The 14,092-nt window shown below is 37.1% G+C and carries 11 protein-coding genes; 3 read left to right on the top strand and 8 right to left on the bottom strand.

All coding sequences use genetic code 11. The features are described 5' to 3' along the window. The first annotated feature begins 240 nt into the window (after nucleotides 1–240). Nucleotides 241–1,143 (top strand): enoyl-[acyl-carrier-protein] reductase, encoded by a 903-nt coding sequence (locus DB42_RS06955; protein ID WP_044882332.1) that lies wholly within the window; start codon nucleotides 241–243, stop codon nucleotides 1,141–1,143. A gap of 310 nt (nucleotides 1,144–1,453) precedes the next feature. On the opposite strand, the gene DB42_RS06950 is transcribed toward DB42_RS06955, so the two are convergent. The 7 genes from DB42_RS06950 to mutS all read right to left on the bottom strand — a co-directional run bounded on the left by DB42_RS06950 (nucleotide 1,454) and on the right by mutS (nucleotide 9,524). Beyond that, complete coding sequence (locus DB42_RS06950; protein WP_052436050.1) at nucleotides 1,454–2,338, bottom strand: hypothetical protein; 885 nt, start codon at nucleotides 2,336–2,338, stop codon at nucleotides 1,454–1,456. Next, nucleotides 2,326–3,819 carry a hypothetical protein gene (locus tag DB42_RS06945; protein ID WP_044882331.1) on the bottom strand — a complete coding sequence of 498 codons (1,494 nt, stop codon included), beginning with the start codon at nucleotides 3,817–3,819 and terminating at the stop codon, nucleotides 2,326–2,328. Before DB42_RS06945 ends, DB42_RS06950 begins: the two co-directional genes overlap by 13 nt. Nucleotides 3,820–3,821: 2 nt before the next feature. Next, nucleotides 3,822–4,535 carry an SDR family oxidoreductase gene (locus DB42_RS06940; RefSeq protein WP_044882330.1) on the bottom strand — a complete coding sequence of 238 codons (714 nt, stop codon included), beginning with the start codon at nucleotides 4,533–4,535 and terminating at the stop codon, nucleotides 3,822–3,824. Continuing rightward, the gene (locus DB42_RS06935; RefSeq protein ID WP_052354317.1) at nucleotides 4,532–4,897 is read right to left on the bottom strand and encodes a dihydroneopterin aldolase; all 366 of its coding nucleotides are present in this window, start codon (nucleotides 4,895–4,897) and stop codon (nucleotides 4,532–4,534) included. Before DB42_RS06935 ends, DB42_RS06940 begins: the two co-directional genes overlap by 4 nt. 1 nt (nucleotide 4,898) lies before the next feature. Further along, nucleotides 4,899–5,348, bottom strand: coding sequence for an NUDIX domain-containing protein (locus tag DB42_RS06930; RefSeq protein WP_044882329.1), 450 nt, complete (start codon nucleotides 5,346–5,348; stop codon nucleotides 4,899–4,901). Further along, entirely contained in the window at nucleotides 5,349–6,194 is an 846-nt protein-coding gene (locus DB42_RS06925; protein ID WP_044882328.1) for an HAD family hydrolase, read from the bottom strand. It lies immediately after the preceding gene. Between the two features lie 786 nt (nucleotides 6,195–6,980). Beyond that, nucleotides 6,981–9,524, bottom strand: a complete 2,544-nt coding sequence (gene mutS / locus DB42_RS06920; RefSeq protein WP_044882327.1) for a DNA mismatch repair protein MutS — start codon at nucleotides 9,522–9,524, stop codon at nucleotides 6,981–6,983. Between the two features lie 857 nt (nucleotides 9,525–10,381). Here mutS and DB42_RS06915 point away from each other — a divergent pair. Next, complete coding sequence (locus tag DB42_RS06915) at nucleotides 10,382–11,830, top strand: hypothetical protein (RefSeq protein ID WP_044882326.1); 1,449 nt, start codon at nucleotides 10,382–10,384, stop codon at nucleotides 11,828–11,830. A gap of 790 nt (nucleotides 11,831–12,620) precedes the next feature. Then, nucleotides 12,621–13,781, top strand: coding sequence for a hypothetical protein (locus DB42_RS06910; RefSeq protein WP_044882325.1), 1,161 nt, complete (start codon nucleotides 12,621–12,623; stop codon nucleotides 13,779–13,781). A 103-nt stretch (nucleotides 13,782–13,884) separates the two neighbouring features. Here DB42_RS06910 and DB42_RS11465 read toward each other — a convergent pair whose 3' ends face one another. Further along, nucleotides 13,885–14,031 (bottom strand): hypothetical protein, encoded by a 147-nt coding sequence (locus DB42_RS11465; protein WP_044882324.1) that lies wholly within the window; start codon nucleotides 14,029–14,031, stop codon nucleotides 13,885–13,887. Between the last annotated feature and the right edge of the window lie 61 nt (nucleotides 14,032–14,092).

Here is a 14,092-nt window from a genome sequence, read left to right as displayed (position 1 = left end):
CTATTTGTCAGTAAAAATAAGGGAGATTTTTAGTAGCATTTATTTTTAGTCTTATTGCTCATTTGAAGCAGCTAAGCGATAAGAAATGCATTTCGTTTTTAGGTATGTGCTTTTAAGCATAAGATATGCTGAAATAAGCTTGCATTATCCTACAGCATGCAGTCAAAGCTTGCAGGCAGACATCCCTTTACAAGATCACTATAATTCTCTATTCTATCGTTCTTTAACTGTGAGGTATATATGCTAAAAATTGATCTTAAAGGAAAAAAAGCTTTTATTGCCGGTATAGGTGATGATCAAGGGTATGGATGGGCTATTGCTAAATCCCTTGCGGAAGCAGGTGCCGAGATATTGATAGGGACATGGACGCCTATGATGAGAATGTTTTGCAATAATTTAGCTAGCGGTAAATTTGATGAATCACGTGTTTTGTCTGATGGTTCCCTCATGCAAATAGCCAAAATATATTCACTTGATGCCTCTTTTGACTCCATGGATGATGTACCCGAAGAAATTAAAGAAAATAAAAGATATAAAGAAGCTACTGAATATACTATTTCTGACGTAGCTGAATCTATCAGAAAAGATTACGGTAAAATAGATATTTTCGTGCATTCTTTAGCTAACGGCCCTGAAGTTCAAAAAAGCTTGCTTGACACCTCCAGAAAGGGATATTTGGCTGCAATTAGTGCTTCATCCTATTCTTTCGTAAGTTTACTTGCTCATCTAGGTCCCCTGATTAATGCAGGTGGAGCTACTCTTTCTCTTACTTACATTGCTTCTGAAAAGGCTATCCCAGGATATGGAGGTGGAATGAGCTCGGCCAAAGCAGCTTTAGAAAGCGATACCCGTACCTTAGCGTGGGAAGCGGGACGCAAGTGGAACATTCGTGTGAACACAATTTCCGCAGGCCCTCTTCGCAGCCGAGCTGCTAAAGCGATTGGATTTATAGAGCGTATGATTGATTATAGCGAGGCTAACGCTCCTCTAGCCAAAAGTTTACAAGCGACAGAAGTGGGAAATGTGGGAGCTTTCTTACTCTCTCCCCTAGCCTCTGCAATCACAGGCTCGCTTATCTATGTGGACAATGGTTTACACTCAATGGGAGTAGCTGTCGACAGCCCTACCCTATCGAGTGTGTAAGCCACAACATATAAAATTTTAAAATCTAGGTTGAATGGCTTCATGGATTCATGGATGCTTTCAACCTTGATTATATCTGGAATAAAATATAATATAATAAATATTTTAATTGATAAAAAATATTGGTTAATAGGCTTTCTTTATTACCGGCTTGGATATCTTTATAAAAACTTACAAAATTTTTTATACCCTTTTTGAGCCGCCTCTTAAGCACTCCTATACTTAATCAAACCTCTCTTTAAGAAGAGAGAGCGGCTAGGAAGGTGATTCCCCTTTTTAAGCTTTACAGAAGTAGTTTCTTTAAAAGATATTACAAAGCTTTTAAGCGCAGGTAACGTTTTGGAAATAGGAAGAAATCTTCTTTTTTCCATCGACATCGCAAAGGATACTTTTTTTTATACCAGGTAAGGGCTTCTTCGGCACGCCCTTCCGCTACAGCTTGCATTAAACTTTTTTCTAACACATCAGGCGAGAAGAAGGTAATTTGAGAATAAAGAGGATCCTCCCACAAGCAGATTGTGTTGTTTCCTATATGAAAAAATGGATCTATTTTTAAGGATATTTTACTCTCTAGAATGAGGTCTGCCAAGGCAGCTACTTGAGTAGCAAATGAGCAGCACTGATTGCCTATAATGGCGTAGTTAGAGAAGGAATAATTTTGTATGAATTTTAAGATTAAGTGAAATTGCGAGGCTGTTAAATTTATCTTAGCTGCAAAGGTGGGATAATGGCAGCCAGGACCGTATTGAAAAAAACCATCATGCTGCGTCTGCCATAAATAAGCAATAGGGTTTTTCTCGCCCTGTTCAGCTTGGAGAAATACTCCTTCCATATAGCGGGGCTGCATATATCCTAATTCTCCCGAATGGCCTCCTTCTAGAAATACATAGCTGCTCTTTTCTTGGCTATCCTCCTCTAGCACTCCCTGCAGGTAAATCCAGGCATGCCCAACATCTCCATTTTTTGTACCGTCGCTAGGATGTTTAGCTAAAGTTTTAAAAAATGACCGCGGGCATGAATAGTCTAGATGCCGTGCCTCAACTAGAATAACTAAAAAGTAAGGGCTTTTTTCTTCACATACTTTTCTTGGGCAAGCTTGCTCTAAATGATGATAAAAAAGCCGGTAATTCTCACTTTGAGGCTTGTATGTACAAGCGCAAAGAAAGACCAGCAGCAATAACTTTAGTCTACACATCGCATAATTTGTAATCGGACTTTAAGTTTACAGGTGGCCTCGCGCCTTAAGGTTCTAATAAATACATTCCAATCATAAGATTGGAAACGATTAATCCCTTTAAGCTGATTTTGACTAGAGCGGTTTCCACGCATTAGATGGCCCATAAATTTGCCCTCTCCAGCTTCTTTAACAATCCTTAAAGACAACGCAATGTGTGAAGTATTTAAAATAAAGGTTTCCCCTAATTCAAAGGTAGAAGCTAATTGGCCTTCTAAACTTATTTCAGCTGTAGGATCAACGTCAAAAAAGAAAGAAAGCTCTCGGCATTTTTCGCGCTCTTCTAGTTCAGGTACAGCCGATAAAGCAAAATCTAGTTCAATTTCTTGATCTTTAATATTAAATTCTAGATTTTCCCAATTGCTTTTCTGGCATACAAAAGAATGAACCTTATGCTCGTTCCCCCAAATGATGCTCAATGGATGAAAAGCATTTTCCTCGAACCCTTTAAAAAGAGCTTTTTTATCAATCAAGCTGTAGGCAAAGGTCTTCTCTTGATGGGTAAGCCAGCGGCTTTCTTGCCAGGAGCCTGCAAAAGTGAAAGGTAGACTTTTAACAGGCAAAAATTCTCCCGTAGGACGTATCTGTACGGCCTGCAGATGATATGCGGCTTCTTTTAAAGCTCGGCTAGAGAATTCTTTACCAAAATAACCTAGATATAGATCATATAAAGTCGGCTGAGGCTCATCCCTAGCTTGATAAAGCTTAAGCCATGGTCCAATATATGATTTTGTAGGCGCATGCCAAGTAGCTGCTAAATGCTGCCAAAAAGCGAGCCATTCTGAGTGCTGAATATGCGTATAGGCTAGCTGTAAAGCAATGCAAATATCGGCAATAAAAGAGGGAATAAACCAGGCTGCCTGCATTTTTATCGAAAGAAGCTGCTGCAAAAGCTGTTCTCCATAGGTTCCAAATGCTTTGTTTTTTAACTCAATACCTAACATTTTCGCAGCAGCAGCAATTTTTAGCCCTATTGAATAGGTGGAGGCTTGTTCGGTATAAGCTTTTAATAGAAAAGATAGCAGATGACTTATCGCGGATTCTAAACGGTGTCGAAGATCAACCCCTAAAACAGCATGAAACTCTTTCAATATATAATAAAATGCAGGTAAAAGTTGAGCCCCAAAAAATTTATCTTTACAATGAGGGTACTCATGCATGTACACTGGAAAATTACCATCTAATGGATTCTGAAAGTAAAGTAAGCGTTCTAAGCTATCTTTTGCTTCAGCTATTTGCTCGCCTGTTTTACTTCTTAGTAACGCCAGGATAAACCAAACATTTTCAGCAACAGGAATAGTTTGCGAAAGATCATCTTCTGGCTCAGGATAAAAGTAATGAATAAAGCCAGTTTGCTTGCTCTGCCTTTTGCGTCCGGCTGCTAAAGCCATCTCATTAAGCTGACGTTCCAAGGTGTTGTGGATGGGTAAATCATCTTGCATGGTTATAGTCTTGTTCCTCCTGCAATTTCAATGTTTTGTCCAGTTATATATGAGGCTTGGTCAGACAGTAGGTATCCTATTAATTGTGCCACTTCATCTCTACGGCCTACCCGCTGCATAGGAATTTTTGTTATAGGATGAGGGAGATCCAAAGATTCTTCTAAATATCCTGGGGAGATCATATTTACTCGCACTTGATCAACTGCAAGCTCAAGAGCTAGCGATTTAGTTAGCATCAAAAGACCTGACTTGGAGACTGTATAAGCGGTTGCATAAGTATCTGCACGGTTTGCATTCAAGCCAGCAACTCCAATATTGATAATTGATCCTTTCCATTTTTTGATGCTAGGTAAAAGATTCTTTATCAGACAATAAGGAGCATGTAGATTAGTTTGAAATAGATCATGCCATTGACATATGCTTGTCTTTAAGCTAGACCCGAGTAGGTAATTTCCCACGTTATTAATTAAATTTTTAGTCTCAGCAAAATGCTTTTGATATTCCTTAATAAAGCGTTGGGTAGACTCAAAGGTAGAAAAGTCGCCTTGGACTGCCTGGACAGGCATCTGATAATAAGAGCATTTCTCTACAACAAGCTGAGCCTCCTCCTTGCTTGTATTATAATGGACGGCTACCGCATGCCCTTGCTTAGCTAACTCTAAACAAATCGCTGCGCCTAAATTTTTAGCTCCCCCTGTTACTAATGTCCACTTCATGTTGAAAGCCTATTTCCATATTCTAACTCGACAAATGCACAAGATGCTAAAGAAATAGCCTTTTCCTTTCTTATCATCACTTTTACCCAATGAAGAGAAAATTTATCTGCTAGCTTAAGAACAAGCTCGTGAGCTAAAGTTTCTAGCATTTGATAGGCACCTTCTTGGGCAACTTGACTGCAAAACTCTGCTAAGCTTGCATAGCAAACAGCCTTTGATAAGTCATCTGAAAGGGTGATAAGCGCAAAATCTATTTCATAGCATACATCTATTGATAATTCTTGAGGATGCTTACGTTCGTATGGGTAGACACCGATAATACAAGAGAGACGATAATTTTTAAATCCGACGATTCCTAACATATTAAAAGTTTTGGTAAGGGTGTTGTATATACCATTCAATCAAGCTATATAGCTCTCGATTTAAGCTTAACCCTAAAGCTTTTTCGGGAGAGATCCAAATGTAGTGATCAGCTTCTGCATTAAGAATAACATGATTTTTAGAAGAATTTGGCGATAAACGTGCAACGTAGTCATTCATGACAAAGTGATTGGGGTTAATAAATTCAGAAGAATATATAGAATCGTGGACTAAAGCAAAACGCAAATCTTCAATAAATAATCCTGTTTCTTCTAAAACTTCGCGAGTTACTGCTTTCTCTCTGGACTCTCCCAGCTCAACTTTTCCTCCTGGAATGGTAAAGTCCACCTTCCATTTAAAAGAGTGCACGAGCAAAATCTCTCCATCATCGGCTACAATTAGGGCTCCCACAGTCACAAGAGGATATAGATTAGTATTTTTTGATACTTTCATTTACTGTGCGAGCGCTTCCTTTAAACCTTTTATGATTCCTAACGATGAAGCAGGCGGAGCAATAATATCTGCTTTGGCTTTAAGCTGCAAAGGAGCATCAGCCATAGCCACTTTAATGTGAGCTTGTTCAAACATACTTAAATCATTTAGATCATCGCCTGCGGCAATAACGACTCCTTCATATCCTAATTGATCAATTAGCTGGCGAAGAGCATAGCCCTTATTAGCTTGTGAGTGAGTGGCTTGAACGACATAATTACCCTCATCAAAAGGATCTTTAATAACAGGCGCATGCAATTCTAAGTTTTTTTCCATCCTTTCTGCGACATATTGAGCTGTCTCCTCCTCCCCAAAACATTTAACGGAAGGAAACTCTTTAAAAGAGATCTCCTTAAAATTTTCTACAGCAATCCACTCCTCATTAAAGCTTTGACGTCGCTTTTCTAGATAGTATCGAAGGTTGTGAGAAAAATGGCTGGGACGGTAATAGCATAGGTTGTTTCCTTCTAGGCCCGTATAGATTACAAAATCAGTAGATGTACTTTCACAAATTTTTTCCATAGAAAGAAGAACGGAGCAATCCAAATATTTTTTAATGATGACTCTACGATCTGGCATGGACAAAAGTATAGCTCCATTGTGAGCTGCATAATAATAGCTAAAGGGAAGCTCTTTTAATACCTGATGGCCAAACTCAAATGTCCGTCCTGTTACAAAGACAAACATAACTCCTTGCTGATGTAGGGTTGTCAAATAATGAATCACTGTCGGCGGAATGTTTTGCATTTTTACTGCTAGAGTTCCATCGATATCAAGAGCTATCAAACTACAAAAATTTTTAATCATGCATTTACGATAACATACGGACTCAATAAAGCTTAACCAGATTTTTGCGTTTGGACTTTTCTTTTTGGTTAGCCTTTAATCTTTCTTTTAAAAGGAACTTTTTTGAGCATGTTTTTATAGGGTGCGTCTACTCTTGACACCCCTAACTTAATCGATAGACTTAACGCATCTGAGCTAAAGGGTAAACTTAAAAAGATTGATATAACAGATAGTAACCCTGCTCTTGAGAATATTTAGACTGATCTTTGAAAAAAAATTCTGTCCTTTGCTGGTGATAATGTTTTGTGTTAAGAAAGGCTTTATTTATCATTGCCTACTTAAAGACTTGTAAAATTTAACTGACTCTCTCTACAGGATTTTAAATAAATCTACAGCCATATCCTCATTAGTATTTTTTAATATTTAAATGTATTTAGGTTAAATTAGCGAGGTTATGATGAGAAGATAGACGATCAAATTAAGAAAAATCCTACTCTTCCAGGAGCGTTTTGCGCTCCTGGAATAACTGGCTCATTAGAAATTTATTTTTTGCTTGTGGAATTATTTTTATTTTGCTGATGCGATTCTTGTTTCTGCGATGAAGAATTAGTTTTTGCGTTAGACTGTTGTGAGGAATTTTTTTGCTGATGTTGTTTTTTTGTATCCATAAGAGACCTCCTAAGAATTTATTTTTAAGGACATCTTCTTATTCGCATATTGCTTGTAAATCTGTCAATTTAAAATTAAAAATATATAAAAAGTGAAGCTCATAAGGTTAATTATTAGCAATTTAATTTCTAGGTGAAATTATCCAAAGAAAGTCATTTGCCTCTCATTAAACTTATTTTTTTTTGCTGGCATCTGCCTTTTAGGCTTGGAGGGTTCAAAAACGCTTTTTTGATTAGCGTTTTCTTCTAAATGCGCTAAAATCTCTTTAGCTCTTAAAATAACTTGTAAAGGAAGGCCTGCTAGACGGCCTACATGGATTCCATAACTTTTATCTGTGCTTCCCCGCACGATTTTGCGCAGAAAAACAATGACATCTTCTGCTTCATGCACGGCTACGTGATAATTGACTGCACCCGGCACGCGTTCTTCTAATTTTGTTAGCTCCCAATAATGCGTTGCAAATAGAGTTTTAGCCTGGCTACCTTCGGTTGTTAATAAATACTCAGCTACTGACCAAGCGATTGAAATTCCATCATAGGTACTTGTCCCTCTTCCAATTTCGTCTAAAATGACCAAAGACCTGGCAGTAGCATTATTTAAAATATTTGCTGTTTCAGTCATTTCGACCATAAAAGTGGATTGGCCACGGGAAAGGTCATCGCTAGCTCCTATGCGTGTAAACACTTTATCGACGATACCGATATGAGCGCTTTTAGCAGGAACAAAAGAACCTATTTGCGCCATAATAGTTATCAAAGCTACCTGGCGAATATAGGTAGACTTGCCTGCCATATTAGGGCCTGTAATGAGCAGTAAAAGATTAGCCTCATTATCCATGAGAGTGTCATTAGGGACAAATTTTTCTCCCGTATTAATGGCTTCAATAACAGGATGCCGGCCGCTAATAATTTGTAAAATACTACTATGATCTACGATAGGCCGCGTATAATCATAGAAAAGTGCTACTTCCGCTAATGAACGTAAGGCATCAATTTTGGCTATAGCTTGAGCAATGCTAAAAACTTGCTTTGTATACTTAGTTACTTCTTCGCGAAGGGCATTAAATAGGCCTGTTTCGATGGCTAAAATCCGCTCTTCAGCATTTAAAACTTTTTGCTCAAATTCCTTTAGCTCTGAAGTGATGTAACGTTCCCCATTGACCAGGGTTTGCCTACGCTGAAAAGTTGCGGGCATACGATCAGATTGACCTTTGCTCACCTCTATGTAATATCCGAACATGCGCGTAAAACCTACCTTTAAGGTTTTAATTCCTGTCTCCTCGCGTAAACGCGTTTGATAATTAGCTAACCAGGCTCTGCTATCTTGACGGATGGAACGCAATTCATCCAATTCATTATTATAGCCTTCACGAAAAACTTGGCCGTCACTGATCTTTAAGGGGGGCTCATCGACTAAAGCGCGAGTGATTAGATCTGTCATTGAGGTCGGATTTTCTAACTTTTGTTCCTCTTGCTCCAATAAGGTTGAGTAAATAGTCAAAGGCTGCAAAGCTTGCTTAAGTTGGGGAAATTCTTCAAAAGAACATTTTAAAGCTACCAAATCTCGGGGCGAGGCATAGCCGGAGCTAATTTTCATCATCAACCGTTCTAAATCCCTGACCCTTCCTAGCAATTTTTTAACTAAATCCATAGCTGTTTTATTATTGAAAAAAGCCTCAATAGCATCCTGGCGACGCTTAATTTCTTCTATGGAAAGAAGTGGAAGCTTTACCCAGTTAAGCAACAAACGTGCACCCATAGGAGTACAGGTCTTATCTAGGATATTCAAAAGAGTACTTTTCCTAGAGCCATCATACAAGCTGGCTGTGATCTCTAAATTTCTTTGCGTGATGCGATCAAGAGACATAAATTGCGAGGTAGAATAGGTACGAACTTCCTGAATATGCTCGATCGATAAGCACAAGTTGTCCTGAAGATAATTCAAGATAGCCCCTGCTGCATTTATACCTGCTAGCATGCCTCTTAAGCCAAAACCATCCAAATTATGAACACCAAAATGGTTGCTTAAAAAATTATAAGCCGTTTGATGTTCAAAACGCCAGTCTTCTTGAGCTGTTAAGAGAAAATCTTGCGCCTGTCGAAGATTTTTTAATAAGTCTTGATGCTTAGATTGAAATTTGTGAGAGACCAAGCATTCTGAAGGACGTAAACGAAAAATTTCGTTGAGTAGTTCTTGCTCATTTTCAAACTCTACCACTCTAAACTCACTAGTGGTTAAGTCAATAAATGAAAGTCCAAAAACCTCCCCTACTCGATGAATAGAAGCAAAAAAGTTGTTTGCTTTATCGGATAATAAGGTAGAGTTAATCACAGTACCAGGAGTAACAACTCTAACAATTTCCCTTTTTACTATCCCTTTAGTGGTTTTAGGATCCCCTATTTGTTCGGCAACAGCTACTCTAAATCCTTTAGATACTAATTTATCTATGTAAGCTTCACTAGTGTGATGAGGAATGCCTGCCATAGGAATCTCGCCTCTTTTAGTAAGCGTAAGATCTAATTCCTTAGCAATTAAAACAGCATCCGCATCAAACGCTTCATAAAAATCCCCTAGGCGAAAAAGCAAAACGGCTTCTCCTGCTGCTTGCTTGCAAGCTTGCCACTGGCTCATCATAGGTGAAACTTTACATTCAGAACTTACATCAAAAGAGGGAGTATTCATAATTTATTTAATCTTTTAAATTCATCGAATGGGATTATTTTGACAAACTGATATGAGTTATGCAAGTAAAAAGGAGTAAGAGGTGCTGTTTTAAATAGAGAAAGAGATATCCATAGGGTCCCCGATTACTCGCCCTAAAAAATTTATTCTTATAAAGTATTTAAAATATAATTTTTTACTCACAGAAGAAGCAAATCAGAAATATTTTAGGCTGAGGATAGAGCTTAAAAAAGTTTTAGCGAACTATACCTGCTTTAGATGAACATAAAATTTATTTTTCGGCTCATTAAATCCTCTGTTGTAGAAGGCAAAGCCTTCAGGCAATCCATTGAGTAGAGGACAAAATAATATTTTTTTTTGCCCCTATCAATCCTTCCTAAGGTTTATAAATAAAGCTAAGCTTATGGAAGCTTTATAAGTTTGATACTCCTTAGAGAAGATGTAGATTTATTATTTAAATAAAAAGCAGGGCTCTAAAGATGGATTAGCTTAAGAGAATACGAATAATTTTTTTTCAGCTATGAATAGCTTCGATAACTAACCTTAAGCAAGGTCTAAGCTAATTAGATTAATTAATTTTTCCATAAAATCTCTTAAAAAAAGTTAGCTAAAAAAGTAAATTTCTTTGCTCTATGCCTCGTAAAAAGAAATAGATTAATTTAATGAGCTTTGTTATGCTTCGGTCTAAGAAAGCATCTATGTGTTTAAAGCCTAGCTTTTTTGAATAAAAAATCAAAAGATGAGGTTTAGACAAATTAGAGGAATTTTTTCTCGTTTTTCTCTTAAAATATTTGAGAAAATAATCCACACCATTAGCCGAAATTTAAAGCTTTAATTTAGCGTGAGTATTTGAAACAATGCAAACAAGTACATCTTACCACTTTTCTCCGGTAATCCCCATTTCCTTCTTGGAAAAAATTAATATTTACTACCAGGCTGAAGAAGCTTTTAAAAATTCTTTCAATCCATTAAATCGAGGACTTAATTTAGAGATCATAAAGAAATTGTTTGAAGAAATTGTGCAAGATCTATCCTACCCTCCTGAAGTCATCCTTCAATCTAAGTTAAATTTAATATTGATGGATATGCTAAGAAATGAACTGAGCGACCTTGCCCTGGTTGATGAAATTATTGACCAACTCTGTCCTGAACAAGCGATATTATTAATTTTTTGCTTAGCCGAATCTTTATATTCGGCTAAAAGTGAAGATGATAGCAGGGTAACTTCTCTCTTAAAATTATATTATAAGCTTCAAAGCTATCCTCAGTGTCCTCCTTATCTAGCTAGTGTAGCAGCCTTTCATGCAGGCAAAATTTGGGCAGTAGGTGATAATAACAAAATAGAGAAAAATTTATTGCGAGCTAATGAATGTTATGACAAAGCTATTAAGTATTTATCGACTGACCTAGAGGTTTATCAGGTTAACGATCGTACGCCTTTAGAGCTCTACTACAGCTCCCTGCCAACTTATGAAATAAATCATCTACTCTCTCGCATATATATCGACAAAGCTTATCTTTATTCTAAAGAGTCTAAAAATTGGTCCGCCTGCCTGTTAAATGCAGCAATTATTTATAATGAGATAATAGAAAATTCTCTCGATCGGACGAGCGTAGAAATGGCAAGATTGTCTTTAAAAAAAATGTATGAACAGCAGGTGGTAGCTCCCAGATTGCTTATCCATACTCAAACCGAACTAGCTAATTTAATTAAAATCATTAGAACTTATCAGGAAACTATAAGAAATTCTTCCTCTTTTTTAATGGATTCCCCGCAACCTTGGCTTGAGTCATTTGGTACCCTCCCACAATTTTTAACCTTCCTGTTAGAGCCTTTAGACAAAAAAACATTAGGCTATGCAAACTCTATAATTATAAATCTAGTAGACACAGGATATAATTTACATGAGCAAATAGAAACTAATTTGTCCCAAGAGAAAAAGAATAAAATAGCAAGTATCCTAGGAATAGCTTGCCTCACTTCTGCAAGAGAAGATGCAGCAGAGAAGCCTGAACTTGTTTATAGACGCTTACAACATATTAGCCCTAAGGCTGATTGTTATTTCGATGCTTTACATGATTTGATAGTAAAAAAATATTATGAAGTAGCTAAACAAACATCTTCTAAATTAGCTGCTTATGAATCAATTAGAGAGCATATTTTAGATGCAATTGAAAATTTGAATGATGCTACTCTCTCTCCCCTATCTCCTCAGTTATTACTAATTAACACAGCTTTAAAGCTTGCTCAAAAATGGGAAATAGAAGCTGAAGCTGAAAAGCTGCTTCTAGATGCTAAATTATAACCTCTAATCTCTCTTAAAAAAGTGTAGACATTCGAAGAACATGAGGTGAAGGAATGGCATGCAATAGTAAAGGCCTTCACTTTTCTCTATTTTACCTACTTTTTAATATTTTAACCTTTTTAGCAGTAGAAAAACTTGGATGGCATCTGAAAAGCCTGAGGGAACCTACGGCTAGAAACCTAAATGGATATCTTCATTTTAATAGTTAAATTTATAAGTTGATAATCTATCGATTCATTAATACGGGTTCTTGCCATAAAACTGAGTAAAGCTTGCCTATTTCTAAGCTTCTTCTTCCCTAAGCCAGTCTGCTTGCTTGCCATTGGCTGCCAGGAAAAAATGGCCTTTAAGCTAGCCTATTTCTAACTTATCTCCTTTGCGGCTAGCTAACTAAGAAGAATTGCCATTCTGATCGCTTCGATTGAGGGTACCTTTTAGAGAAAGCTCTCATTTGTAGACAATCGTACCGCCATGATGGGGTCTACTTGGGAAGAAAATAGAGATTATAAAAGAAGAGGCTAGCCACTTGGTTCTAAAAGCAACTTGCATGCAAGCTTAAAAGCCCTTTTGCCTGATAGTTTATCAAAAATTAAGATAGAACGCTTGTCGCCTTTTCCTATATTCATAGCTTTAAGGCTCCTCTGCTTGCTGGAAGAAGGCAGCTAGGTATTTATATTTTCTTCTTGAGTCACTTATTTTTTGCTTTTAAAAAACTTATAAATATATATAGTCTTGAATGAAACAAAATATAAAATAACCTAAGCGGCTCACTATTAACAAGATGGTATTCATGACGTTCTTTACAAAATATAAACTTTTTTTCGTTTTTCCCACGTTATTTGTGTCTTTCTTTTACTCTTTGGCGCTTTTTGCTGAAATATCACCTGCTAGGGAAGATACACAAGGTCAAACTATCCAAGCTATCGCCTCTTTGCTTTTTTATATTCAAGAAGATATTGAATCTACTGCCCAAGAGGACTCCCCTCTTTCTCCTCTTACATTTGCGCCGGAGGAAATTGAATATTTATGGGCAAGAGCCATAGCATTCTATCCTACCCTCTTTCCCATAAAAGAAGCTTATGAGAAAGCCCATTATATAAATGATGAAGGTATGCTAAAAAGATGCGAGGAAGAAGTTCATTCGATATGGTTAACTCTGAATGATGAGCCTCAGTCCTCCGCAGAGCCATTGAATAAAACTTTAGCAGAGCGAACCTATAGCTGCAAAAATATTTCAGATAATCCTCTAGTTAATAATAAAATTAAAAAAGAACTGGCTCCCTACCTATTACCAGCTAACTCAAAAATTACCGCTATTGCAGATCAAATCTTCCAAACCTCTAGGGTTACCTTTAACTCACAAACATTAGTAGAAGCAGGTTTCAGCATACTTTACAAACAACCTAGAAGCTTTATCATTGTAGCTAAACATCCTAGTTTACCTGATTATTTGATTAAGCTTTATTTTGATACTGAACTTCGCATTAAACGTAATGTTCCTGGTTGGAAATGGTTTGCTCGGCGTTGCGCAGGCGCTAATTTAGTAAGAAAAGTAATAAGGAAAAAAAATATTCAGTATTTTACTGTGCCCCAAAAATATATTTATGTATTGCCCTCTTTCCATGCACCTGCTAAAGCGGCCGGCGTAGATCCCAAAGTAGCAATATTGATCGTACAAGACATGCAGCTTGTTCCTAAGGAACAAAATTATTTAGCATGGAGAAGTAAGGTAACGCCTGAGATACTCAATGAGCTTTATATTATTATCAGTCGCGCCAATGGATCAAGCTATAGACCTGATAATATTCCTTATACTTTATCAGGAAAATTTGCTTTTATTGACACTGAGTATCCTTTTAGAGATCCTGATTTTAAAAGCATACGCCCCTACTTGTCTCCTGAAATGTGCCAATACTGGGATCAGCTCGTCAAGCAAGGCGGTCCTCTATAAAAAAGCAAGGTGTTAATGTAAAGTGGCACAATAGTTACAAAACATCTGTTAGCAAGTTTTCAATTGAATTGCCATAGATAGTACTTGAATTGGCAAGCATGAGTTACCTGGCAGATACTATTTCTGTCAGTTGTAACTTATCTAACATCTTTTCTGGCACAAGATGTTTGGCATCTAAGAATGTTTGTGAAGGCGTCTTGCCAAAACAATACTTTCCTGTATATGTTCTCTCGTTATTATACTCATTCATTCATTTATCTACATCCTCTTGTGATTCTTCAACATTTTTAAACACTTTCTTCCTAAAAGCT

Origin of the sequence: Neochlamydia sp. EPS4, assembly GCF_000813665.1 — a bacterium.
Taxonomy (GTDB): domain Bacteria; phylum Chlamydiota; class Chlamydiia; order Chlamydiales; family Parachlamydiaceae; genus Neochlamydia.
This window is presented reverse-complemented; position numbering and strand designations above follow the sequence as displayed.

Excerpts from the sequence above, each read along its gene's own strand:
- DB42_RS06915 (WP_044882326.1), top strand. The coding sequence starts at position 10,382 with ATGCAAACAAGTACATCTTACCACTTTTCTCCGGTAATCCCCATTTCC.
- DB42_RS06925 (WP_044882328.1), bottom strand. The coding sequence starts at position 6,194 with ATGATTAAAAATTTTTGTAGTTTGATAGCTCTTGATATCGATGGAACT.
- DB42_RS06940 (WP_044882330.1), bottom strand. The coding sequence starts at position 4,535 with ATGAAGTGGACATTAGTAACAGGGGGAGCTAAAAATTTAGGCGCAGCG.
- DB42_RS06910 (WP_044882325.1), top strand. The coding sequence starts at position 12,621 with ATGACGTTCTTTACAAAATATAAACTTTTTTTCGTTTTTCCCACGTTA.
- DB42_RS06955 (WP_044882332.1), top strand. The coding sequence starts at position 241 with ATGCTAAAAATTGATCTTAAAGGAAAAAAAGCTTTTATTGCCGGTATA.
- DB42_RS06945 (WP_044882331.1), bottom strand. The coding sequence starts at position 3,819 with ATGCAAGATGATTTACCCATCCACAACACCTTGGAACGTCAGCTTAAT.
- mutS (WP_044882327.1), bottom strand. The coding sequence starts at position 9,524 with ATGAATACTCCCTCTTTTGATGTAAGTTCTGAATGTAAAGTTTCACCT.
- DB42_RS06930 (WP_044882329.1), bottom strand. The coding sequence starts at position 5,348 with ATGAAAGTATCAAAAAATACTAATCTATATCCTCTTGTGACTGTGGGA.
- DB42_RS06950 (WP_052436050.1), bottom strand. The coding sequence starts at position 2,338 with ATGTGTAGACTAAAGTTATTGCTGCTGGTCTTTCTTTGCGCTTGTACA.
- DB42_RS06935 (WP_052354317.1), bottom strand. The coding sequence starts at position 4,897 with ATGTTAGGAATCGTCGGATTTAAAAATTATCGTCTCTCTTGTATTATC.
- DB42_RS11465 (WP_044882324.1), bottom strand. The coding sequence starts at position 14,031 with ATGAATGAGTATAATAACGAGAGAACATATACAGGAAAGTATTGTTTT.